This is a genomic window from Paenirhizobium naphthalenivorans (assembly GCF_007992095.1).
Taxonomy (GTDB): domain Bacteria; phylum Pseudomonadota; class Alphaproteobacteria; order Rhizobiales; family Rhizobiaceae; genus Allorhizobium; species Allorhizobium naphthalenivorans.
In genome coordinates this window covers 68,164-91,026 of the sequence record NZ_BJZP01000007.1, presented here as the reverse complement: position 1 = coordinate 91,026, position 22,863 = coordinate 68,164, and the positions used below count along the sequence as shown (strand labels likewise).

Below are 22,863 nucleotides of genomic sequence, written 5' to 3'. Positions count from 1 at the left end.
GAGGCCTCAAAGGCGCCGCTCAAACAGCGGCGGCGGCCTTGAAGCCCCGTTCGAGGTCGGCGACGATATCCTCTATATTTTCCAGTCCGATCTGCAGGCGAATGACCGGCCCTTCGGTTGGCGCTTTGCGGATCTTGCGATCGTCGAGATTGACCATGACCGCCAGGCTCTCGTAGCCGCCCCAGGAATAGCCGAGCCCGAACAGCGACAATTCATCGAGGAAGGCGCGCGCCTTCGGCTTGAACTTTTCCGGTGCATCAGCGGAAAGCACGAAGGAGAAGATGCCGCTAGCGCCCTTGAAGTCGCGCTTCCAGATGTCGTGACCGGGAAAACTCGGCAGCGCCGGGTGCAGCACCCGCGCCACGTCATGACGACCCTCCAGCCACTGCGCCACGGCAAGGGCGCTGCGGCCATGGTGTTCGAGCCGCAGGTTCATCGTCCTCAGACCGCGCAGGATCATGTAGGAATCATCGGGCGAACCGCATACGCCCAGCGTGATGGAGGCTTCCTTCAAGCGCTCCCAATGGGCCGCATTGGCGGAAACCGTACCCATCAGGATATCGGAATGGCCTGACGGGTACTTGGTCGCGGCATGCATGGAAATGTCTGCACCGAAATCCAACGCCCGGAAATAGAGCGGCGTCGCCCAGGTGTTGTCGATCGTCACGACGCAGCCGTGCTTGTGTGCCACATCAGCTATCGCCCGGATGTCCTGCATTTCGAAGGTGTTCGACCCCGGAGCCTCAGTGTGCACCAGCTTGGTGTTCGGCCGGATCATCTGCTCGATACCAGCGCCGAGCTCCGGATCGTAATACTCGATCTCGACACCGAGCCGCACCAGCATGGTGTCGCAGAAATGGCGGCAGGGCGAATAGACCGAATCCACAATCAGCGCATGGTCGCCGGCCGAAAGATAGGCGAGGAAAGGTACGGTGATCGCGGCAAGGCCCGTCGGCACAAGAATAGTGCCGGCCGAGCCCTCAAGCTCGTCGATCGCCTCGCACAAAGCGTCCGTCGTCGGCGTGCCGCGGGTGCCGTAAGTGTATTTCTGGCCCCGTGTCTCCATGGTGTGAACGTCGGGAAACAGCACGGTCGAGGCATGCACGACCGGCGGATTGACGAAACCGTGAAAACTCGAGGGGTCATGACCGATATGGCAAAGCTTCGTATCCGTGCCAGCTGCCGCCAGCATGTCTTTCCTGTCCTTCATGAAACCTCTAGCTCTCTGATTGTGCACTCGTTAGTGGCGAGTTTTGAAGACAGTGCGCTTTGCGGTCAAGCCGAGTTTTGTCACCCGGCCATTGTTGGAAAACGAGATCCAAAGCGTTTGCAGACGATCCAATTTTAATCACTGACTGACCGCAAACGGGCATTTGTGCCTGTTTTTCCAGCTAGATTAGCGAATTGCCGCTTTTCGCCGCAATTTGCGACCTCAAGACTTGACCGTCGATCCATTTAAGATTGTGATAGCTTGGCTCGCACCGGGAGGCCTGTGGGCCGGCCTGCTGCGCCAATCATGTGGCGTGCGGCGGTCGAGAGGAAAAGAAAACGGAAAAAGGTTGGGAAAAATGAACAAGAATCTTCTGTCAGTCGCACTGGGCGCTGCAGTCCTGGGACTTGGTGCGGCAGCGGCATCTGCCGGCACGCTCGATGACGTGAAGGCCAAGGGTTTCGTCCAGTGCGGCGTCAACGGCTCTAATCTCGCCGGCTTCGGCGCGCAGGATTCCTCCGGCAATTGGACCGGCCTAGACGTCGACCTCTGCAAGGCCGTCGCGGCTGCCGTCTTCGGTGACGCAACCAAGGTAAAATACACTCCGCTTTCCGCCAAAGACCGCTTCCCTGCCCTGCAGTCCGGCGAAATCGATATGCTCGCTCGCAACACCACGTGGAGCACGAGCCGCGATTCACAGCTCGGGTTCGACTTCCGTGCCGTCAACTACTACGACGGCCAGGGCTTCATGGTGAAGAAAGAACTCAACGTGAAGTCGGCGCTTGAACTCAGCGGCGCTTCGATCTGCGTTCAGTCCGGCACCACGACCGAACTCAACCTCGCCGACTATTTCCGTGCCAACAACATGGAATTCAAGCCTGTCGTGTTCGAAGCCCAGGATGAGGCCGACGCAGCTTACAATGCCGGCCGCTGCGACGCCTATACCACCGACGCCTCGGGCCTCTACTCGATCCGCCTGAAGATGGCCAACCCGGACGACCACATGGTTCTGCCGGAAATCATCTCGAAGGAACCACTCGGCCCGGCGGTTCGCCAGAACGACTCCAAGTGGTTCGACGTCGTCAGCTGGTCGCATTACGCCATGGTCGCTGCTGAAGAATTCGGCATCACCCAGGCCAATGTCGAGGAAATGAAGAAGTCTGAGAACCCGGACATCAAGCGCTTCCTCGGCGAAGAGGAAGGCTCCACTCTCGGCGCAGATCTCGGCCTGCCGAAGGACTGGGCGGTACAGATCATCAAAGCCGTCGGTAACTATGGCGAGGCCTTCGAGCGCAACGTCGGCCAGGGTTCTCCGCTCAAGATCGCGCGCGGCCTGAACGCCCTGTGGAACAAGGGTGGCCTGCAGTACGCTCCGCCGATCCGCTGATATAAAATCCGAAATCCGAGAAGGCGGCGAAATCCGCCTTCTCCTTTCAGTCGAGAACACCCAGCCAAAAGGGTGGACGAAAGACAGGGGAATTATCGATGACTGTCACCGATGCCCGAACCCAGGGCGGTGATGACCGTCCGAAGGTGTCACTTCTTTATAATCAAGCCTTCCGACGCGTCGTCTATCAAGTACTCACAGTTCTGGTCATCGTTTGGGTGATCTATTTTGCCTGGACCAACGCCGCGCAGAACCTCGCCCGCGCCAATATGACGTCCGGTTTCGGCTTTTTGAGCAGTCGCGCAGGGTTCGACATTGGCCAAGCGCTGATTTCCTACACGAGCGACTCGACCTATTTTCGCGCGCTGGAGGTCGGCCTGATCAACACCCTGGTCATCGGCTTCTTCGGCATCATCACGGCAACCATCGTCGGCCTTCTGGTCGGTATCGGCCGGCTGTCGCACAACTGGCTGATTTCGCGCCTCAGCACGGTCTATGTCGAAATATTCCGCAATATTCCGCCGCTGCTCGTCATCTTCTTCTGGTATCTCGGCGTTCTCGCGCTGTTGCCGGCGATCCGCACGATCTTCCAGCACGTCAAAGACAATCCCGGTGCGATCTTCTTCATTTCGAATCGAGGCATCTATATGCCCGCGCCGGTATTCGCGGAGGGATCCGGCTATGTGGTCGGCGCGCTTATGGCCGGCATTGTCGCGGCGATCGTCTACACGATCTGGGCTAACCGACGCCAATTGGCGACCGGCATACGCCCACCAGTTCTCTGGGTAAACCTCGCGCTGGTTGTTGCTCCGCCACTTGCGGCTTTCTTTCTGCTCGGCGCGCCGGTCTCGCTCGACTATGCCATTCCGGGATCGTTCAACATGCGTGGCGGCATGGTCATCGGACCGGAATTCCTGGCCCTTTATCTCGCCTTGTCGCTCTACACCGCTTCGTTTATCGCCGAAATCGTACGCGCCGGTATTCGTGGCGTCGCCAAGGGCCAGACCGAAGCAGCCTATGCGCTTGGCCTCCGACGCGGACAGACGACCCGTCTGGTTGTCCTGCCACAGGCGCTGCGCATCATCATTCCGCCACTCACCTCGCAGTACCTGAACCTGATCAAAAACTCCTCACTCGCGGTCGCGGTCGGCTATGCGGACCTCGTCGCGGTCGGCGGCACCATCCTCAACCAGTCCGGCAAAGCCGTGGAAATCATCGCCATCTGGATGATGATCTATGTGACCATCAGCCTGCTGACGTCGCTGTTCATGAACTGGTTCAATGCAAAAATGGCCCTGGTGGAGCGCTGATATGGATACACTCCCCTCCTTCGTCCGACACGACTTCCTGCCCGCAGCGCCAGCACCGCGCAAGGAATCGACCGTGATCGGCTGGCTGCGCAAGAACCTCTTCGCTTCAGCAAGCGATACCATCCTGACGATCGTGGCGATCGTCACCATCGTCTACTTCCTGCCGGGCCTCATAGACTGGCTGTTTGTCTCCGCTGTGTGGACCGGTGCCGACCGTTCGGTCTGCACCACCGCGGTCCAGGGCGGCATCCAGCCGGACGGCTGGAGCGGCGCCTGCTGGGCCTATGTCAACGATCGCTTCGTACAGTTCATGTTCGGCTCCTATCCGCGTGGAGAGCTCTGGCGACCGCTGCTGGTGGCCCTGCTCTTCATCGCCACACTGATTCCGTTCCTGATCCCCAAGGTTCCGCGCAAGGGCCTCAACGCATTGCTTCTGCTGATCGGCTTGCCGCTGGTCGCCTACGTGCTTGTACTCGGCGGCTGGTTCGGCCTGTCCTATGTGGAAAGCTCACTCTGGGGCGGGCTGATGGTGACGATGATCCTGTCTTTCGTCGGGATCGCCGTCTCGTTGCCGCTCGGCATTCTTCTGGCGCTGGGACGGCGTTCGGAAATGCCAATCGTCAGGACCGCGTCTGTCGTCTTCATCGAGCTTGTCCGCGGTGTGCCGCTGATTACGGTTCTGTTCATGGCCAGCGTGCTTCTGCCGCTGTTTCTGACACCAGGCAATAATATCGACAAGTTCCTGCGCGCGCTGATCGGCGTTTCGATCTTTGCCTCGGCCTATATGGCCGAAGTCATTCGCGGCGGGTTGCAGGCCATTCCGAAGGGCCAGTACGAGGCAGCCGATGCGCTTGGTCTCGGCTATTTCCACAAGATGACCTTCATCATCCTGCCGCAGGCGATCAAGCTGGTCATACCCGGCATCGTCAATACTTTCATCGGTATCTTCAAGGATACATCGCTCGTCACCATCATCTCGATGTACGATCTGCTCGGCATCGTGAAGGCCTCGTTCGGTGATTCGGGCTGGCAAACGCCGGTGACGCCGCTCACAGGTCTGATCTTCGCCGGCTTCATTTTCTGGGTTTTCTGTTTCGGTATGTCCCGCTATTCGGGCTTCATGGAACGGCACCTCGATACCGGCCACAAAAAATAACGACAGGGGAAAAAAATGGCTGAAGTCCAACCCACAAAGATGACCGTCTCAGACACCGACGTGGCGGTCGAGATCGTCAACATGAACAAGTGGTACGGGGATTTCCACGTGCTGCGCGACATCAACCTGAAGGTCATGCGCGGTGAGCGCATCGTCATCGCCGGGCCATCCGGTTCCGGCAAGTCAACCATGATCCGCTGCATCAACCGGCTGGAAGAGCACCAGAGCGGCCATATCTCGGTCGACGGGATCGAGCTGACCAACGACCTGAAGAAGATCGACGAAGTGCGCCGCGAGGTCGGCATGGTATTCCAGCACTTCAACCTCTTCCCGCATCTGACGATCCTCGAGAACTGCACGCTGGCGCCGATCTGGGTGCGTAAGATGCCAAAGAGGAAGGCGGAGGAGATCGCCATGCACTTCCTCGAGCGGGTCAAGATTCCTGAGCAGGCGAACAAATATCCCGGCCAGTTGTCCGGTGGCCAGCAGCAGCGCGTGGCAATCGCCCGATCGCTATGCATGAACCCGAAGATCATGCTGTTCGATGAGCCAACGTCGGCACTCGATCCTGAAATGATCAAGGAAGTGCTCGACACCATGGTGGGTCTTGCCGAAGAAGGCATGACAATGCTGTGTGTCACTCACGAAATGGGCTTTGCCCGTCAGGTGGCCAACCGAGTGATTTTCATGGACCAGGGACAGATCGTCGAGCAGAATTCTCCGGCCGAATTCTTTGACAACCCGCAGCACGAGCGCACCAAGCTCTTCCTCAGCCAAATCCTGCACTAGGATCGGCGAGACCACGCCCATGACGAAAGCCCGTGCGGTCTACGCCTCGCAGGCTTTTCCTTTGAGACAGACCGCTTTGAAGCACCAGCTTTGGCACTCTCGCCGTCCGCCCGGTCGGCGTTGGGCCCATGGCTCCGAAGCAGACTTTCAGGCGCTTAGGGACACCAGCTTTGCCGTTTGCCGAAGCGCGGCTGGGCGAGGCCCTCCGAGACCAGCACCGCCCCAAGCGAGCGGCCATCGCGCGTGACGACGCGCATCAGCGGACCTATGGCCGGCACATTCTGCCCCTTCAGCTCGGAGAGATCAAAGCGCCCGGCGTTGAGCAGTTCACGCAGCCGGACCTTGGCGGCGAACCCCTTGTCGCGCTCCTGCTGGCATTTGGCCTCCTCGGTCCCCGGAGCCACGACATCAGCGAGCAAGATCCGGCCCTTGCGGAACCAGAAGCTGTCACCTGAGGCGACACAATTGTCGAGACCGGAGGTACCGCAGAAGTAAAATTTTCCGGTGAAGCCCTTGCCGTCCTCGGACGGATCGCCGGGACGACCGCCGGGCACGGGCACCGCAGCGGGGGGCGTGACCGCCGTAACGCCGATCGGTGCCGGCGGGACCGGCCCAACTTCTCGCTTGTCCACTGGCTTCGACGGCTTGGCCGTGGCGGGCTCGGTCCTGGGTTGCGGCGTGACAGACCTGGCGACGACGGCATCCGCCGGCCTGTTTGCCGCACGCTGCGGAGCTTTCGGCAGATAGCTGGCGATCAGGCCCGGCAGATGCTGGCGATTGTCATAGGCAACGATCACGCCGGCGACGACCACCAGCGCGACCAGCCACGGCCAAAGCCCCCCAGCGGAAGATTTCTTGCGGGCTGGGCTGCTGCGCTTGCGCGGCTTGCGCCTGTTATTGCCGGTAGTTGCCATGGAAAGCCCTCTTATCGACGGCTGCGAATTGCCTCGGGGACTCGAGTTGGCAGCCACATTATCGAGGCCGCCGGACGAATCCCGCAGCGCGAATCATGCTCGACCAGCGATAGCCGATTTCGCCATCGAAATGCCAGTCGTGAGTGGATTCAGGGGCGACCCGTAAAACGGGTCTGGTATGGACAAAAGGAAGATTGGCGACCCCTGCAGGACTCGAACCTGCGACAACCTGCTTAGAAGGCAGGTGCTCTATCCAGCTGAGCTAAGGGGCCTTGTCGGCCATGGAGCGATCGCCGGCAATGGCTGCCGTGCGGTCGCCGGCCGCTTTTCCGATCAGTGGGTCCAGGGCTGCTGTCGGCTGAACTTGAAATTATCGGTGTAGGACACGACCTGGCGCTTGGCTTCCTTCGGCTGAAGGACCCGGTATTCGATACCCTCGCGCTGCGCATAGGCCTCGGCCTGTTCCTGCGTCTCGAAGGTCAGCTTGACCTGCTGACGGGTATCGGCCGAGCTCGTATAGCCCATCATCGGGTCGATCTTGCGCGGAATGGCCTGGTCGAATTCGAGAATCCACACATGCGTCTTCGCCTTGCCGGACTGCATCGCGGTCTTTGCGGGGCGGTAGATCTTCGCAGACATGTCGCATCCAACTCCAAAGGGACGGTCAGGAAGGCCCTGCCCCGTCGAGATCATGGCACGCGCCACGGCATCGCCGTGGCAGAAACTGGTTTGAAGCGGCGCCTGCGCGCCTGCTCCCGCCGACCGACGCAGTGCCGGAAGACTGTCTCCGTCGTAGCGACGATCGTCGCAATTTTCAAGCGGAACATCCCGGATGAACGCGCTATCCGCCTTCATCAAGGCAGCCTCGGCAACAGAGACGGATCATAGGTATGGGAGACGCCGAAGGAAAGGCTCAACCGAATCCTCGGTTGCTATTACCATGGTCGGAGTGGAGAGATTCGAACTCCCGACCCTCTGGTCCCAAACCAGATGCGCTACCAGGCTGCGCTACACTCCGTACCGGTAATGGCAGCGGAATACACGGTTCGACCGGAAGCCGCAACAGCAAAAAGGTGTTTTCCAACGTGGGCGCGCATGCGCAGGTCATCCTAGAGCGCCGTACATCTTTTTCAGACAGGACGATGACATTCTAACACTTTGAAATAACGCATCATTCCAGAAGAAAAACGATTCAGTTTTTCTGGCCGGTGCGCTAGTCGGAGATGCCCTTCGAGGGTGTCAGCGCAACCATCGCCCCTGCGCCGATACCGAGTTCCTCGGCGCGGCCGCCACGGATTTCCAGCACATAGCGCACAGGCGAACGCGATGCGATGATCGCCTCGGAATAGGGCGAGGTTCGGCTCACGACGCGCATTACGCGCCCGTCCGGAGCGATGAACAGCATATCGAGCGGCAAAGGCGTGTTCTTCATCCACATCATCACCTCGCGCGCCATGCCGAAGTCGAAGATCATGCCCTGATCGGCATCCAGATGCTCGCGGAACATAAGCCCGTGTTCACGCTGATCCGGCGTGATCGCCCATTCGATATCGAGCGTAACGTCCTTGCCCGCGGTCGTGCGAATAGTCAGCGGCGCGCGGTCGAAATGCGGTGCTTCAGCGGCCGCCGGCCAGACAAAAGTCCATAAAAAAAGCGCCATAAAAGCGCTTTTCATTCTTCGAGCGATCATCGCCAAGGTCTCAGTGCGCCCGGACCGAAGGGGCCGGATTGTCGGGATGGATTTCAGCCGCCATCAGCCCCTTGTCACCCGGTCCGAAGCGAACCAGAACAGTCTGGCCCGGACGAAGCTCGGTCAGACCGAATCGGCGCAGCGTTTCCATATGGACGAAAATATCCTCGGTCCCTTCGCCGCGCGTCAGGAAGCCGAACCCCTTGGTGCGGTTGAACCATTTGACCAAGGCTCGTTCGAGACCACTGGTCGGCGTCACCTGCACATGGGTACGCACTGGCGGCAGCTGCGAGGGATGCACCGCAGTCGACTGGTCCATGGAAAGGATGCGGAAGGTCTGGTAGCCACGCTCACGCTTCTGGATGAGCGCGACGATGCGGGTCCCTTCCAGAATGGTCTGATAGCCGTCGCGCCTGAGGCAGGTGACATGCAGCAAAACGTCCTGCATGCCGTTGTCAGGCACGATGAAGCCGAAACCCTTGGCGATATCGAACCATTTGACGACGCCGGTGATCTCGATCAGGTCGACAGCTTCGCTGGAAAGGTCTTCGAACCCCGCGAGCCCTTTCGGTGAAATCCTGTCCGCCATTTCCCAAAGCCCCTCGAAACGCGTCACATTGCAGAGTTAATTGATTCTTGACTAGAAGATTAACATTCGAGCAATGGATCAACGCAAGTCCTAGTTTCAAATATACCCAAATGCTTTCTGCCCCTGCAGGCTTGCTCGAAACTGTCGGCTGCCCCATATCGGTGTGAAACCAAAGGAGGACCTGCATGCGCTATCTTCACACCATGGTGCGCGTCAAAGATCTCGACGCCTCGCTCAACTTCTACTGCAATATCTTCGGTCTGACCGAGATCCGCCGGATGGACAGCGAAAAGGGACGCTTCACGCTGGTCTTCCTTGCCGCGCGTGACGACATAGAAAGGGCCCGCGCCGAGATGGCACCCTGCCTCGAGCTGACCTACAATTGGGATGCGGAGGACTACACGGGCGGGCGCAATTTCGGTCACCTCGCCTACGAGGTGGATGACATCTACGCCATCTGCCAGACGCTGATGGCTGCCGGTGTAACGATCAACCGACCGCCGCGCGATGGCCATATGGCATTTGTCCGTTCGCCGGACGGAATCTCGATCGAAATCTTGCAGAAGGGCGAAAGCCTGCCCCCCGCAGAGCCCTGGGCTTCCATGCCGAACACCGGCGCCTGGTAGCCCCCCCGCCTCGCGCAAGATTGCGGCGCTAGACCCATGCAACACGAGCCCGCCGGCCTGCGGCGGGCGGCAGGCTCAGTCCGTGGCCAGACTCATCCGGCTCGACTAACGCCCGTCATCGGAAATGCAAAGGTCAGCCTATGTCGCGCAGCATCCAGTTCATCCGGGGCGGTTCGATCACCCGTCTGGCGCTTCCCGCCGTCGCCACCCTCGTGCTCGCCTCGTGCCAGACCACGGCCCCGAACAATACCGCCGAGGGCGATGCTGCACTGCCAGAGATCGCGACTGCCGCCGGCCCCAATACACAGCGTAATACCGACAAGGTCTATAGCGATCCGCTGGTCGTCAGCGCAGCAACATCCGGCGCCCAGACGGCGGGACGGTCAGCGGCCCAGGCACCGGGCGCTTCGGGTGCTGATTCGACACTTGCGGCCTATGCTCCCGCCGATCTCAGTCAACTGACCATGCAGCCGACCGCCGTTAACGCCAGTCGCAACAGCCTGTTTTCAACAGCCCCTGCAGATGCCGCCGGCATCGCGGATGACCAGACGACGGCTAGCGCAGTAACCAGCACCTCCGCCAGCATCGTCGCCACCGCTGACCTGCCAACGCGGCAGGTCAGTCCGATGCGCAAAAGCCTGTTCAGCGCCGAACTGCGTCAGCCGGCGCCACCGGAGATCGACCCGGCGGCCCTGCCCGTCGAATCAGCCGCCGAGCAGCCCATCTATTCCGCCGAGAATCAGCCGATCTACAACCAGTCCGCCACGGACGGGTCCTTGCCGGCGAGCCAGCCGCAGACAACACAGGCGCAGCCTGCGGTCGCTTGGGATCCAGCGGAACCCGAACAGCCCCAAAAGCGCAAGTGGCTGGCGTCACTCAAGGAAATGTTCGGCAAGAAAAAGGACTAGGCGAACGGTTTCTACGGCGCCTCGGCGCACTCCGTTCTTGCTCGCAAAAGCCGCTAATCAGGCGAAAATGGCGGTCATACGACATTCCCGCAGATCTTTCCATTCTTACACAAGCACCTGAATTCCTTACTCTATCGCAGAAATTCACCGACTGGCTCAGGCGCTGTCACATTTTTTGCAAGAAAACAGAAATTGCCGCTTGCGGGAATAAAAACAGCTGACTATAAGGGCGCCACAACGAAGCGCAGGCGCCCTTCGTCTATCGGTTAGGACACCAGATTTTCATTCTGGTAAGAGGGGTTCGACTCCCCTAGGGCGTGCCACTTCTTTCTTATTTCTCTCCATTCAGATTTATGCAAACCACGACCGGCAGAGCGTTCATTGCGTTTGCTCGCGCCTTTCGCCGCGCTGTTTCGGCCGCTACGGCCGAGTTTTCCACAGCCCGAAGAAATTCGAAATTGGAATGAAAAAACAGCAAGATTCCGCTTGCGGGTTTTCCGCACCCTGACTATAAGGGCGCCACAACGAAGCGCAGGCGCCCTTCGTCTATCGGTTAGGACACCAGATTTTCATTCTGGTAAGAGGGGTTCGACTCCCCTAGGGCGTGCCACTTCTCCTTAGGTGAACTTTCCACACAATTTACCTTACGTTAGCTGCACCGCCGACTGGCGTTCAGAACGCCTTGGCCGCGTCGAGCACCCGCATCTGCACGCGCCGCGTTCCCTGCCAGTGATCGGCACTCAGCGTACCGGCGACATGGATTTGTGTTCCGCGTCCGTTGAGCAGGAAATCACCAAGCGCCGTCTCGGCGGCACGGAAGGCTATGCCTTCGAGTCTGGCGCCATCGGCCGCCTCCAGCGTGATCTTCACATGCGTTGTCCCAACCGGCCTGGCATCTCGCAAGCGATGTGCCGGCACAGCAAAGACCGGCTGCGGATGACCGGAGCCAAACGGCCCCGCTTCCTCCAACTGATCGATCAACGCGATCGTTGCGCCCGAAGCGCCCAGCGCACCGTCGATCTTCAGCGTCTGATTGGCCGCAAGGGCCGCCACCTGTGCGGCGGAAGTCTCGTCGAAGAAGGTTCGCAGGCGGCCGAGACTGGCCCGCTCGACGGTCAGGCCCGCCGCCATGGCGTGGCCGCCCCCTTTGATCAATAGCCCCGAATCAACCGCCGCCCGGACCATGCGGCCGATATCGAATCCGCTGATCGACCGCCCTGAGCCCGAGCCCTTACCATTTAGATCAAAGGCGATAGCGAAGGCCGGTCGCTTGAACCTTTCCTTCAGCCGCGCGGCAAGCAGGCCGACAATGCCGGGGTGCCAATTGTCGCGCGCGGTGACGATCACGGAGGCGCCCTCACCGTCGCCATATTCGGCCAACGCCTCAGCCTCGGCTTCGGCCAGCATGACCTGCTCCATGGCTTGGCGTTCGCGATTCAACTCATCGAGTTTGTGGGCGATTTCTTCCGCCTCTGCGGCGTCGTCGAGGGTCAGCAACCGGCTACCGAGCGCCGCGTCGCCGATACGCCCGCCGGCATTGATGCGCGGTCCGACAAGGAAGCCGAAATGATAGGGCGTGACCGGACCACCGATGCCGGCAACCCGCAGGAGCGCCGCAAGACCGACATTCTGCTGATGGCGCGCCGCGATAAGCCCCTTCGTCACATAGGCACGGTTAAGGCCCTTCAACGGCACAACGTCACACACGGTCGCCAGCGCCACGAGATCGAGCCAGGCGAGCAAGTCGAGCGAACGGGCCTGCGGATGGCCATTCTGCCGCAAAAGACGCAGCGTCGCGACAAGTACGAGATAGACGACACCGGCCGCACAGAGATGCCCCTGCCCCGACAGGTCATCCTCGCGATTCGGATTGACCAGCGCAAGGCATGGCGGCATTTCGTGGCCCATCTGGTGGTGATCGATCACCACGACGTCGATGGCGCGCTCCCTGGCGACGGCTAGCGCCTCCAGACTGGTCGAGCCGCAGTCAACGGTGACGATCAGGCGGGCGCCGCGATCGATCAGTTGGCCGATCGCGGCGGGGTTCGGTCCGTAGCCCTCGAAAATGCGGTCGGGAATGTAGATCTCCGCATTCAAGCCGAAGTGATGGAGAAAGCGCCACAGAAGCGCCGACGAGGCCGCGCCATCAACATCATAGTCGCCAAAGATCGCCACCTGCTCGCCGCGGCGAATCGCCTCGACCAGCCGTTCCGCCGCCATCTCGCAATCGGTGAGGCGATAGGGATCAGGCATGAGATTGCGAAGGGTTGGATCGAGAAAGGCCGGGGCGTCGTCGACCGCGACCCCGCGACCCGCCAGGACCCGTGCCACGAGTTCCGGCAGACCATGCAATTGGCTCATCGCGAGCGCGCGGTTCTGACCGGCCTGATCCAGTCGCGACACCCAGCGCTGCCCCGAGACGGAACGGTCGACGCCGAGAAATGCGCGGGGAACGGGATCGACGGGTTCTTCCATGCGTGCCTATCTGTCCTTAAAGCCTCATTTCCTTCTACAGATCCCAGGCTAAATGAACAGCCCCGCAGCGCGCAGACGGAAAGGGCTGCGACAGGAATTGAGGTAGGGCGCGACCAATCTTCACGTCCACCCAAATCAACCACTCAGGACAAAAGCCAGGCGACGAGCACAAAGGGCACGGGCATCAGAGAGACATAGAGCAGAATCACGGCCCAGTTACATGTGCCCTCAGCATCGTCACCACCCAGCCACCAGCGTTCAATGCCGGCACGGCCATGGCCGCTAGTGAGGTCGCATTCGCCCTTTGGGATCATCAAGCCCCTCCCGAACTCAAAACCGCCGATAGCATACAATACACGCTTCGCGGAAAGGATGTGAGGGGCGCACTGGAAAATCTCTGCCAGAATTCACACTAAACAGTGAAAATGATCCTCTCCGGGGCACCGCTCCAAAGACCAGCCTCCCCGAAGCACGATAAGATCAGGCGGTTTTTGGGCGCTCGATGCGGATGATCTGGGGCTCGCCGACAAGATAACCTTCGCCCTTGATCGCCGCCACGGCCTTGCGGACCGCGTCTTCCATCGTCGCGTGCGTGACGAGAATAATGGTGACCGGCGCACCGGCTGCCCCGTTCTCCGAGCGCTGCACGATCGATTCCAGCGAAATATTGTTGTCCGCCATCTTGGTCGCGATGCTGGCGAAGACGCCCGCGCGGTCGACGACCGTGAGGCGGATGAAATATCCGCCCTCATGACTGCGCATCTGCGCCTGGCGGTAGGGTTCGAGCAGATGCGCCGGGCGGCCGAGCACCGGTACTTGCTGGGCGCCCGGACGGCTCTTGGCGATGTCGGTAATGTCTCCGAGCACGGCGGACGCCGTGGCGTTGCCGCCGGCACCGGGGCCAACCATCAGCAGTTCACCGAGAATGTCGGATTCAAGCGCCACCGCATTGGTCACGCCATCGACCTGCGCGATCACCGAATCGAGCGGCACCATGGTCGGATGGACACGCTGCTCGATGCCGGTCTCGGTACGCTGTGCCACGCCCAGGAGCTTGATGCGGAAACCCAGATCACGGGCTGCATGAATGTCCTCGATCGAAATATTGCTGATGCCCTCGAGATAGATCTCATCGACAGCAATCTGGCTGCCGAACACGAGCGTCGTCAGGATCGACAACTTATGCGCTGTGTCATTGCCCTCGATGTCAAAGGTAGGATCGGCCTCGGCATAACCGAGCCGCTGGGCCTCCTTAAGGCAGTTCTCGAAGGTCAGGCCTTCCTTTTCCATTCGTGTCAGAATGTAGTTGCAGGTTCCGTTCATGATGCCATAGACGCGGGAGAAATTATTGCCCGTCAGACTTTCGCGAACGGCCTTAATGACCGGAATGCCACCGGCAACGGCTGCTTCGTAATTGAGCAGCAGGCCTTTTTCCTCGGCAAGCTTGGCGAGTTCGACGCCATGGCGAGCGAGAAGCGCCTTGTTGGCGGTGATGACATGCAGGCCGCGCTTGAGCGCCGCACGGACCGAATTGTCAGCCGTGCCTTCGGCACCACCGACGAGTTCGACGAAAACGTCGATATCACCCTTTTCCGCCATTTCGACCGGATCGTCGAACCAAGTGATCCCGCTCAGATCGACGCCGCGATCCTTGTTGCGATCGCGCGCCGATACCGCGGTGATCCGGATGGCGCGGCCGCAGGACACGGCCAGCTCGTTGCTGCGCTGCTGGAGAATACGAGCCAACGATGCACCCACGGTGCCGAGCCCCGCAATGCCAATCTTAAGGGCATCAGCCATAAATCAAATCCTGCCATTTCTAAATCGGAAGAAAGGCGGCCACGAACGGGCCGCCTCGGAAAATCAGCGATGCGCGTTGAGCGGGATCACGTTGTGCAAGGTCTCGTCGGCGGTCGACATGAACTTCTTGATGTTGCGGGCCGCCTGACGGATACGATGCTCGTTCTCGACCAGCGCCAGGCGAACATATTCGTCGCCCATCTCGCCGAAGCCGATCCCTGGAGCGACCGCAACGTCAGCCTTTTCAACCAGCAGCTTGGAGAATTCAAGCGAGCCGAGATGACGGAACTTTTCCGGAATCTTCGCCCAGGCGAACATGGTGGCGGCCGGCGGTGGAACTTCGAATCCGGCCTTGCCGAAGCTGTCGACCATGACGTCACGACGACGCTTGTAGATGTTGCGCACTTCGGCGATGTCGGTCCCATCGCCGTTGAGGGCATGGGTCGCAGCCACCTGGATCGGCGTGAAGGCGCCGTAGTCGAGATAGGACTTGACGCGGGCCAGCGCAGCGATCAGCCGCTCGTTGCCGACGGCAAAACCCATTCGCCAGCCGGGCATGGAGAAGGTCTTGGACATCGAGGTGAACTCGACCGCCACATCCATGGCGCCCGGAACCTCGAGCACCGACGGCGGCGGGTTGCCATCGAAGTAGATCTCCGAATAGGCAAGGTCGGAAAGCACGATCAGCTCATGCTTCTTCGCAAAGGCGATGACGTCCTTATAGAAGTCGAGGCTCGCGACGCGGGCTGTCGGATTGGACGGGTAGTTGATGATCAGCGCCAGCGGCTTCGGGATGGAGTGACGCACCGCGCGCTCGAGCGGCGGAAAGAAGGTCTCGTCCGGCTCGACCGGGATCGACCGGATGACACCACCGGTCATCAGGAAGCCAAAGGCGTGGATCGGATAGGTCGGGTTCGGGCAAAGGATAACATCGCCGGGCGCTGTGATCGCCTGGGCCATGTTGGCAAAACCCTCCTTCGAGCCGAGCGTCGCCACCACCTGGGTATCGGGGTTGAGCTTGACGTTAAAGCGGCGGGCGTAATAGCCCGCCTGGGCACGGCGCAAGCCGGGAATGCCCTTTGACGCGGAATAACGATGGGTACGCGGGTCCTGGACCGCCTCGCAGAGCTTGTCGACGATCGCCTGCGGCGTCGGTAGGTCGGGATTGCCCATGCCAAGGTCGATGATGTCCGCGCCCGCCGCTCGCGCGCTCGCCTTCAAACGATTGACCTGTTCGAAAACGTATGGCGGCAGACGCCGGACTTTATGAAACTCTTCCATCTTCAACCTCTGGAACCGCGCGGACTTGACCGCGGCAGGCGGGTTCGTTTTGCCTGTTGAAAGCCCGTCCCGCAACGAACCGCATAACCGGGACGGGCAAAGTATAACGCATGGAGCAGGATCGCGGCAAATCTTGGCGCAAATGCGCCCACACCGACATGAACCCGCAGAGGAAACCTCCTGTCCCACCTATTGTTGCTTTGCGTAAAAAGCCGGGCAAAGGCAAGCGCTATTTGGCGATCTGCGCCTGCACGTCGGCGCCATGCTCCACCGCAAGTTTGCGCAAGGCGATGAGCCGGCGCCGGTATTCGGCTTCTGAGATGGTGCCGGCCTTACGCGCCGCGCCGAGCGCCGAAAGCTTGGCCTGCAGCGCGGCAGCCTCCTCATTGCCCATCTGCACATTGGCGGCGGTGAGCGAGCCGGAGAAATCCGGATAGCCATCCGGCGAGCGCGAAAGGGCCGATGCAGCGGCCGGCGCATCAGGATCGGCAACGGTCACCTCGAGACTGGCCACGCGGGCCGGAGCCACGGCGGCAGTACCGGCCGGTGTCGTGCAGCCTGAAAGACCGGCGAGAAAGCCAAGCATGGCAAGCCCATGCAGCGTTCGCGTTGGCGCCATTACCCAAGTATCAGCGATCATTATCGAATCCAGACGCCGGCAATTCGCCCGGCATGCTCAAGCCATCGTATCGTCACATGGTCCATGTCAGACTATGCTTTCGTAACTATGGAACTTGTAGTCGTTTTCATGCAGGATGCGCAATTGCAAAAGACAGCACGAGAATGATCCTGGGGAGGACGTTTTGACCAGCACAGGCGAAGGCGCGGCACAGGGTGGCACGAAGGCAGCGGGCTTCGATCCAAGTTTAATCGAAGCCTATGTCGTCAAGGACCCGCAAGCCCTGACGATCAACGTGGCGAAGGCGCTGGAGAACCTCGGCAAGGCGGCCTCGATCTGGCTAGAGCCACGCGAACGCGGCGAACTCGTCGACCCCGTTTCCGAACCCATGGCCGAACTGGTCAAGACCATGTCCAAGGTTGCGGAATACTGGATGTCCGACCCCAAGCGGACACTCGAGGCTCAGACTCAATTGCTCGCCGGCCTATTCGGCATGTGGACAAACTCGCTTGCGCGATTCTCCGGTGAGGCCGACGCCCCCCCCGCCCCACCGATCAAGGACAAACGCTTCACCGACGAGGACTGGCAGCGCAATCCCTTCTTCGACTTCCTGCGGCAGGCCTATATCATCCTTTCAGACTGGGCCGAGAGAATGGTGACGCAGGCAGAGGGGCTCGACGAGCACACCCGCCACAAGGCGGAATTCTATATGCGCCAGATCACCTCCGCTCTGTCGCCGAGCAATTTCGTCATGACCAATCCGCAGCTCTACCGCGAGACGGTCGCCAGCCACGGCGCAAATCTCGTCAAGGGCATGCATATGTTGGCCGAGGACATAGCCGCCGGCGGCGGCGACCTGAGAATCCGCCAGACAGATACAAGCAAGTTCAAGGTTGGCGAGAACATGGCGGTGACGCCGGGCAAGGTGATCGCCCAGAGCGAGGTTTGCGAGATCATCCAGTACGAGGCAGCAACAGACACCGTGTTGAAGCGACCGCTGCTGATCTGCCCGCCATGGATCAACAAGTTCTATATCCTCGACCTCAACCCGCAGAAATCCTTTATCAAATGGTGCGTCGAGCAGGGGCACACCGTATTCGTGATATCCTGGGTCAACCCGGACGAGCGGCACGCCAACAAGGACTGGGAGGCCTATATCCGCGAAGGGGTCGATTTCGCCCTCGACGCGGTGGAGAAGGCGACGGGCGAAACCGAGGTCAACGCCATCGGCTATTGCGTCGGAGGCACGCTGCTTGCCGCCGCACTTGCCCTGCATGCGCAGGAAGGCAACAAGAGGATCGCCAGCGCCACATTATTCACCACCCAGGTGGATTTCACCTATGCCGGCGACCTCAAGGTCTTCGTCGACGAGGGACAAATCGGCAGCATTGAGGACCGGATGAAACCCTCCGGCTATCTCGACGGCTCGAAGATGGCAGCCGCCTTCAACATGCTGCGGGCCTCCGAGCTGATCTGGCCGTATTTCGTCAATAATTATCTGAAGGGCCAGGATCCCATGCCCTTCGACCTGTTGTACTGGAATTCCGATTCGACCCGCATGGCGGCGGCGAACCATTCCTTCTACCTGCGCAACTGCTACCTCAACAACACACTCAGCCAGGGCAAGATGCAGCTGGCCGGCAAGACGTTGTCGCTCAAGGACATCAAGATCCCGATCTACAATCTCGCCACCCGCGAGGACCATATCGCCCCGGCGAAATCGGTCTTCGTCGGCTCCAGCCTGTTCGGCGGACCGGTCGAATACGTGCTTTCGGGCTCGGGGCACATCGCCGGCGTCGTCAACCCGCCCGACAAGCAAAAATACCAGTACTGGACCAATGGCGCGGTCAAGGGCTCCTACGAAGACTGGGTGGCAGGAGCCAAGGAAACCCCCGGTTCCTGGTGGCCACACTGGCAGCGCTGGATCGAGGCGATGGACGACGCGCGCGTTCCCGCCCGCAAGCCGGGCGGCGAGGCGCTCAACGCCATCGCCGATGCGCCAGGCTCTTATGTACTTGCCCGTGTCTGAGGCAAAAACCTTGCGCCGCTCGGCAAAGAGCGGCACAAGCCGGCCATGATCTTCGATCCTCCCCTTATCCCCGCCCGGCTGGTCCGCCGCTACAAGCGCTTCCTGTTCGACGCAGTGCTCGACGACGGCCGGGAGATCACCGGCTTTTGCCCCAACACCGGCTCCATGCAGGGGCTCACGGCACCGGGCTCGCGCATCTGGCTTTCGGAGCACGACAGTCCGAGCCGCAAATACGCCCACGCCTTCGAGCTGATCGAGGCGGAGGGCACCGTGGTCGGCGTCCACGCTGCGATGGCCAACCGGCTGGCGGAAGAGGCAATGCGCGGCGGCCTTGTCGCCGATCTATCCACCTATCCGACTCTTGCCCGCGAACAGCGCTACGGCGCCAAGTCGCGAATCGATTTCCTGCTCTCGGCGCCCGACCGGCCGGCGGCTTACGTCGAGGTGAAAAACGTCCATTTCGTCCGCCAGGCGGGTCTTGCCGAATTTCCCGATACCGTCACCAGCCGCGGCGCCCGACATCTGGAAGAACTGATCGAGATCGTGCGTGGCGGGCAAAGGGCGGTCATGCTCTACCTGGTACAGCGCGACGACTGCGAGGCCTTGCGTATCTGCGCAGATCTTGACCCGACCTATGCGGCGGCATTTCGCCGCGCGACGCAGGCCGGCGTCGAGGCCTATGCGGTAAAATGCCGGGTAACGCCCACGGAAATCGTGCCGCTCCGGTCGATCGTCATGGACGAACCGGGCCTTGCTGCATTATGTACGACAAAGACAGCATTTCCCACGACCGAAAGCGGATAAATGGTAACCTATATCGAAGCGGCGACCGCCCCGCTCAAGAACACCGGCGCGATCAGGCTCTATAACGCTGAGGATTTCGCAGGCATGCGCAAGGCCTGTCAGCTGACGGCGCGTTGCCTCGACGAACTCGCACCCATGGTCAAGCCGGGTCTCACGACCAATGCGATCGACCGTTTCGTCTTCGAATTCGGCATGGACAACGGCGCGCTTCCGGCGACGCTGAACTATCGCGGCTATACCAAATCGGTCTGCACCTCGATCAATCATGTCGTCTGCCATGGCACTCCCGACGACAAGCCGCTGCGCGAGGGCGACATCGTCAACATCGACGTCACCTATGTGCTGGACGGTTGGCATGGCGATTCGAGCCGCATGTATCCGGTCGGTGAGATCAAGCGTGCCGCCGAGCGCCTGCTCGAAGTCACCTATGAATGCCTGATGCGCGGTATCGCCGCCGTACGCCCCGGCGCCCGCACCGGCGCCATCGGTGAAGCGATCCAGACCTATGCCGAAGCCGAGCGCTGCTCGGTGGTACGCGACTTTTGCGGTCACGGCGTCGGCAGACTGTTCCACGACAGCCCGAACATCCTGCATTACGGCCGCGCCAATGAAGGCCCTGAAATGAAGGAAGGGATGATCTTCACCATCGAGCCGATGATCAATCTCGGCCGCCCGCATGTGAAGGTGCTGGCTGACGGCTGGACGGCGGTCACCCGCGACCGGTCGCTGACGGCGCAATACGAACACGCTGTCGGCGTCACCGCCACCGGCTGCGAGATTTTCACCCTGTCGCCGGGCGGCTTCGACCGACCGGGTCTGCCGCCGCTCAAGGGCTGATTGATGGCAAAGCCCCCTGCTCCCGGTCCCCGCGACGACGAAGACGAGATCGCCTTCGACCTGCCGGGGCCGGAGGAAGGGGACGATGCCGGGCCAGACGATGAACGCGGCTTTTTCGCCGAGCAGGCGGGGAAATCCGGAGCGATCAGGAAACGCCCCACAGCGACCGACACGCCCGAGGGCGGAGATGCCCACTATCACGGCCACCGCGAGCGCCTGAGGCAACGCTTCCGCGAGAGTGGCGATACGGCCCTTGCCGATTACGAAATCCTCGAACTCCTGCTCTTCCGGCTTATCCCCCGGCGAGACACCAAGCCGATCGCCAAGGCGCTGATCGCCCGCTTCGGTTCACTCGCCGGTGTCTTCGGCGCCCAGTCGGCACTGTTGCAGGAGGTGAAGGGCGTCGGCGAGACGGTGGCACTCGAGCTGAAGCTGATCGCCAGTGTCGCCCAACGCATGCTGAAGAGCGAGATTCGCGGCCGCCAGGTGCTATCCTCCTGGTCCTCTGTCATCGATTATTGTCATAGCGCCATGGCCTATGAATCGACCGAGCAGTTCCGCATCCTCTTTCTCGACAAGCGCAATGCGCTGATCGCCGACGAGGTGCAGGGGCGCGGCACGGTCGACCATACGCCAGTCTATCCGCGCGAGGTGGTCAAGCGCGCGCTCGAGCTCTCGGCGACCGCCATCATCCTCGTCCACAACCACCCCTCCGGCGACCCGACCCCCTCGCGCGCCGACATCGACATGACCAAGATGATCATCGACACGGCCCGACCCTTGGGAATCACCGTACACGACCACATCATCATCGGCCGTGACGGCCATGCGAGCCTCAAGGGCCTCCGGTTGATCTGAGCCGGGACAGCTCAGCCGTTCCCTTGCCGCACCGCAACAAACGATAACGAAACGGTTAGGATGGCCTGTTAGTCTCGCCGCCGGGGCAGATCGCGCGGGGCGACCAGACTTGCGCCCGACATTCGGGGACTTCAGGCATGAACCAATATGATTTCGTCGTCATCGGCAGCGGACCGGCGGGACGCCGCGCGGCCATCCAGGCCGCCAAGCTGAACAAGAAGGTTCTGGTGATCGAAAAGGGCACGCGGGTCGGCGGCGTCTCGGTCCACACCGGCACCATCCCCTCCAAGACCCTGCGCGAGACGGCGCTCAATCTGACCGGCTGGCGCGAGCGCGGCTTCTACGGCCGTTCCTACCGCGTCAAGCAGGAGATCTCGGCGGAAGACCTGCGCCGTCGCCTGCTGATCACGCTGGACCACGAGGTGGACGTGCTCGAACACCAATTCGCCCGCAACCGGGTCAGCCAACTGCGGGGAGCGGCCCATTTCATCGACAAGAACACCATTGAAGTGGTGAAGGACGACGGCGAGATCATCCGGGTCGAGGCCAATGCCGTGTTGCTGGCCGTCGGCACCCGCCCCTATCGCCCCGCCCATATCCCCTTCGATGGCGTATCGATCATCGACAGCGACGAGATTCTCGAGATCAAGGAGGTGCCGCGCTCGATGGTGGTGATCGGCGCTGGCGTCATCGGCATTGAATATGCGACGATCTTTTCCGCCCTCGACACCGTCGTCACCGTGGTCGAGCCGCGCGACAGCATGCTCGAATTCCTCGACAAGGAGATCGTCGAGGACTTCACCTACCAGCTGCGCGACCGCAACATGAAGCTGATCTTCAGCCAGACGGTGGAGAAGGTCGAGAAGGAGCCGGGCGGCAAGTGTCGTGTGACGCTGGCCAACGGCCGCGCCATGATCGCCGAAATGGTGCTGTTCGCCGCCGGCCGGGTCGGTGCGACCGACAGCCTCAATCTGTCAGCCTGTGGCCTGGAGGCAGACAGCCGGGGCCGCATCAAGGTGGATGCCGGCACCTTCCAGACCGCCGTTCCCGGCATTTACGCGGCCGGAGACGTGGTCGGCTTTCCGTCGCTGGCGTCCACCTCGATGGAACAGGGCCGCATCGCCGCGCGCCACGCGGTCGGCGCGCCGGCGCACGAGCCGCCGCAATATTTCCCCTACGGCATCTATGCCGTGCCGGAGATCTCGACCTGCGGCTTGACCGAAGAGGAAGTGCTCGAGCGCGGCATCCCTTACGAATGCGGCGTCGCGCATTTCCGCGAGACCTCGCGCGGCCATATCATGGGCCTCGACAGCGGCCTGTTGAAGATGATCTTCTCGCTGAAGACCCGCCGCCTGCTCGGCGTCCACATCGTCGGCGAAGGCGCGACCGAACTGGTCCACATCGGTCAGGCGGTGCTGAACCTCAAGGGCACGGTGGAATACTTCGTCGAGAACACCTTCAACTATCCGACGCTCGCGGAAGCCTACAAGATTGCAGGTCTGGATGCCTGGAACCGGATGGGGGAATTGAAGGGGGCGTGAGGGATGGGGGGCCACTTGGGTTTTGTTGGCGCCACGACGG

Annotated in this window: 21 protein-coding genes and 4 tRNA genes; 13 read left to right on the top strand and 12 right to left on the bottom strand. The window is 61.1% G+C overall.

What is annotated here, in order from left to right; translation table 11 throughout:
• Nucleotides 1–19: 19 nt before the first annotated feature.
• Entirely contained in the window at nucleotides 20–1,210 is a 1,191-nt protein-coding gene (locus RNA01_RS09240; RefSeq protein WP_147179684.1) for a cystathionine beta-lyase, read from the bottom strand.
• A gap of 358 nt (nucleotides 1,211–1,568) precedes the next feature.
• Between RNA01_RS09240 and RNA01_RS09235 the strand changes: the two genes are divergently transcribed.
• The 4 genes from RNA01_RS09235 to RNA01_RS09220 all read left to right on the top strand — a co-directional run bounded on the left by RNA01_RS09235 (nucleotide 1,569) and on the right by RNA01_RS09220 (nucleotide 5,852).
• Nucleotides 1,569–2,597 (top strand): amino acid ABC transporter substrate-binding protein, encoded by a 1,029-nt coding sequence (locus RNA01_RS09235; RefSeq protein WP_147179683.1) that lies wholly within the window; start codon nucleotides 1,569–1,571, stop codon nucleotides 2,595–2,597.
• Between the two features lie 98 nt (nucleotides 2,598–2,695).
• Nucleotides 2,696–3,907 (top strand): amino acid ABC transporter permease, encoded by a 1,212-nt coding sequence (locus tag RNA01_RS09230; protein ID WP_147179682.1) that lies wholly within the window; start codon nucleotides 2,696–2,698, stop codon nucleotides 3,905–3,907.
• Between the two features lies 1 nt (nucleotide 3,908).
• Nucleotides 3,909–5,063 (top strand): amino acid ABC transporter permease, encoded by a 1,155-nt coding sequence (locus RNA01_RS09225; RefSeq protein WP_147179681.1) that lies wholly within the window; start codon nucleotides 3,909–3,911, stop codon nucleotides 5,061–5,063.
• A 15-nt stretch (nucleotides 5,064–5,078) separates the two neighbouring features.
• Nucleotides 5,079–5,852 carry an amino acid ABC transporter ATP-binding protein gene (locus RNA01_RS09220; RefSeq protein WP_147179680.1) on the top strand — a complete coding sequence of 258 codons (774 nt, stop codon included), beginning with the start codon at nucleotides 5,079–5,081 and terminating at the stop codon, nucleotides 5,850–5,852.
• 155 nt (nucleotides 5,853–6,007) lie between these two features.
• Here RNA01_RS09220 and RNA01_RS09215 read toward each other — a convergent pair whose 3' ends face one another.
• The 6 genes from RNA01_RS09215 to RNA01_RS09190 all read right to left on the bottom strand — a co-directional run bounded on the left by RNA01_RS09215 (nucleotide 6,008) and on the right by RNA01_RS09190 (nucleotide 9,045).
• Nucleotides 6,008–6,766, bottom strand: coding sequence for a nuclease (locus RNA01_RS09215; RefSeq protein WP_147179679.1), 759 nt, complete (start codon nucleotides 6,764–6,766; stop codon nucleotides 6,008–6,010).
• 195 nt (nucleotides 6,767–6,961) lie between these two features.
• Nucleotides 6,962–7,038, bottom strand: a tRNA-Arg gene (locus tag RNA01_RS09210).
• A 61-nt stretch (nucleotides 7,039–7,099) separates the two neighbouring features.
• Nucleotides 7,100–7,405: an ETC complex I subunit gene (locus RNA01_RS09205; RefSeq protein WP_147179678.1), complete on the bottom strand. Its 306-nt coding sequence runs from the start codon at nucleotides 7,403–7,405 to the stop codon at nucleotides 7,100–7,102.
• Nucleotides 7,406–7,707: 302 nt separating this feature from the next.
• Nucleotides 7,708–7,784, bottom strand: a tRNA-Pro gene (locus tag RNA01_RS09200).
• Nucleotides 7,785–7,979: 195 nt separating this feature from the next.
• Entirely contained in the window at nucleotides 7,980–8,426 is a 447-nt protein-coding gene (locus RNA01_RS09195) for a DUF192 domain-containing protein (protein WP_235916541.1), read from the bottom strand.
• Nucleotides 8,427–8,466: 40 nt separating this feature from the next.
• Complete coding sequence (locus tag RNA01_RS09190; protein WP_147179676.1) at nucleotides 8,467–9,045, bottom strand: cold-shock protein; 579 nt, start codon at nucleotides 9,043–9,045, stop codon at nucleotides 8,467–8,469.
• A 185-nt stretch (nucleotides 9,046–9,230) separates the two neighbouring features.
• On the opposite strand from RNA01_RS09190, the gene gloA reads away from it, so the two are divergent.
• The 4 genes from gloA (at nucleotide 9,231) to RNA01_RS09170 (ending at nucleotide 11,189) form a co-directional block, all read left to right on the top strand.
• A complete protein-coding gene (gloA, locus tag RNA01_RS09185; protein ID WP_147179675.1) occupies nucleotides 9,231–9,671 on the top strand; it encodes a lactoylglutathione lyase in 441 nt (146 codons plus the stop codon).
• Nucleotides 9,672–9,811: 140 nt separating this feature from the next.
• Nucleotides 9,812–10,579, top strand: coding sequence for a hypothetical protein (locus RNA01_RS09180; protein WP_147179674.1), 768 nt, complete (start codon nucleotides 9,812–9,814; stop codon nucleotides 10,577–10,579).
• A gap of 248 nt (nucleotides 10,580–10,827) precedes the next feature.
• Nucleotides 10,828–10,902 (top strand) — tRNA-Glu (locus tag RNA01_RS09175).
• 212 nt (nucleotides 10,903–11,114) lie between these two features.
• A tRNA-Glu gene (locus RNA01_RS09170) sits at nucleotides 11,115–11,189 on the top strand.
• Nucleotides 11,190–11,251: 62 nt separating this feature from the next.
• Here RNA01_RS09170 and recJ read toward each other — a convergent pair.
• The 5 genes from recJ to RNA01_RS09150 all read right to left on the bottom strand — a co-directional run bounded on the left by recJ (nucleotide 11,252) and on the right by RNA01_RS09150 (nucleotide 16,775).
• The gene (gene recJ, locus RNA01_RS09165) at nucleotides 11,252–13,054 is read right to left on the bottom strand and encodes a single-stranded-DNA-specific exonuclease RecJ (RefSeq protein WP_147179673.1); all 1,803 of its coding nucleotides are present in this window, start codon (nucleotides 13,052–13,054) and stop codon (nucleotides 11,252–11,254) included.
• A gap of 143 nt (nucleotides 13,055–13,197) precedes the next feature.
• Nucleotides 13,198–13,368, bottom strand: a complete 171-nt coding sequence (locus tag RNA01_RS23665) for a hypothetical protein (protein WP_170253405.1) — start codon at nucleotides 13,366–13,368, stop codon at nucleotides 13,198–13,200.
• 166 nt (nucleotides 13,369–13,534) lie between these two features.
• Nucleotides 13,535–14,854, bottom strand: coding sequence for a homoserine dehydrogenase (locus RNA01_RS09160; RefSeq protein WP_147179672.1), 1,320 nt, complete (start codon nucleotides 14,852–14,854; stop codon nucleotides 13,535–13,537).
• A gap of 63 nt (nucleotides 14,855–14,917) precedes the next feature.
• Complete coding sequence (locus tag RNA01_RS09155) at nucleotides 14,918–16,135, bottom strand: LL-diaminopimelate aminotransferase (RefSeq protein ID WP_147179671.1); 1,218 nt, start codon at nucleotides 16,133–16,135, stop codon at nucleotides 14,918–14,920.
• Between the two features lie 229 nt (nucleotides 16,136–16,364).
• Nucleotides 16,365–16,775, bottom strand: coding sequence for an SHOCT domain-containing protein (locus RNA01_RS09150; protein ID WP_235916539.1), 411 nt, complete (start codon nucleotides 16,773–16,775; stop codon nucleotides 16,365–16,367).
• A gap of 115 nt (nucleotides 16,776–16,890) precedes the next feature.
• On the opposite strand from RNA01_RS09150, the gene RNA01_RS09145 reads away from it, so the two are divergent.
• From RNA01_RS09145 to sthA, 5 genes are all read left to right on the top strand, one after another.
• The gene (locus RNA01_RS09145) at nucleotides 16,891–18,783 is read left to right on the top strand and encodes a PHA/PHB synthase family protein (protein ID WP_147179670.1); all 1,893 of its coding nucleotides are present in this window, start codon (nucleotides 16,891–16,893) and stop codon (nucleotides 18,781–18,783) included.
• 45 nt (nucleotides 18,784–18,828) lie between these two features.
• Nucleotides 18,829–19,587: a DNA/RNA nuclease SfsA gene (gene sfsA / locus RNA01_RS09140; protein ID WP_147179669.1), complete on the top strand. Its 759-nt coding sequence runs from the start codon at nucleotides 18,829–18,831 to the stop codon at nucleotides 19,585–19,587.
• The gene (map, locus tag RNA01_RS09135) at nucleotides 19,588–20,424 is read left to right on the top strand and encodes a type I methionyl aminopeptidase (protein ID WP_147179668.1); all 837 of its coding nucleotides are present in this window, start codon (nucleotides 19,588–19,590) and stop codon (nucleotides 20,422–20,424) included.
• 3 nt (nucleotides 20,425–20,427) lie between these two features.
• On the top strand, nucleotides 20,428–21,282 hold the full coding sequence (gene radC / locus RNA01_RS09130) for a RadC family protein (protein WP_235916537.1): 855 nt from the start codon (nucleotides 20,428–20,430) through the stop codon (nucleotides 21,280–21,282).
• Between the two features lie 137 nt (nucleotides 21,283–21,419).
• On the top strand, nucleotides 21,420–22,823 hold the full coding sequence (gene sthA, locus RNA01_RS09125; protein WP_147179667.1) for a Si-specific NAD(P)(+) transhydrogenase: 1,404 nt from the start codon (nucleotides 21,420–21,422) through the stop codon (nucleotides 22,821–22,823).
• Nucleotides 22,824–22,863 lie beyond the last annotated feature (40 nt).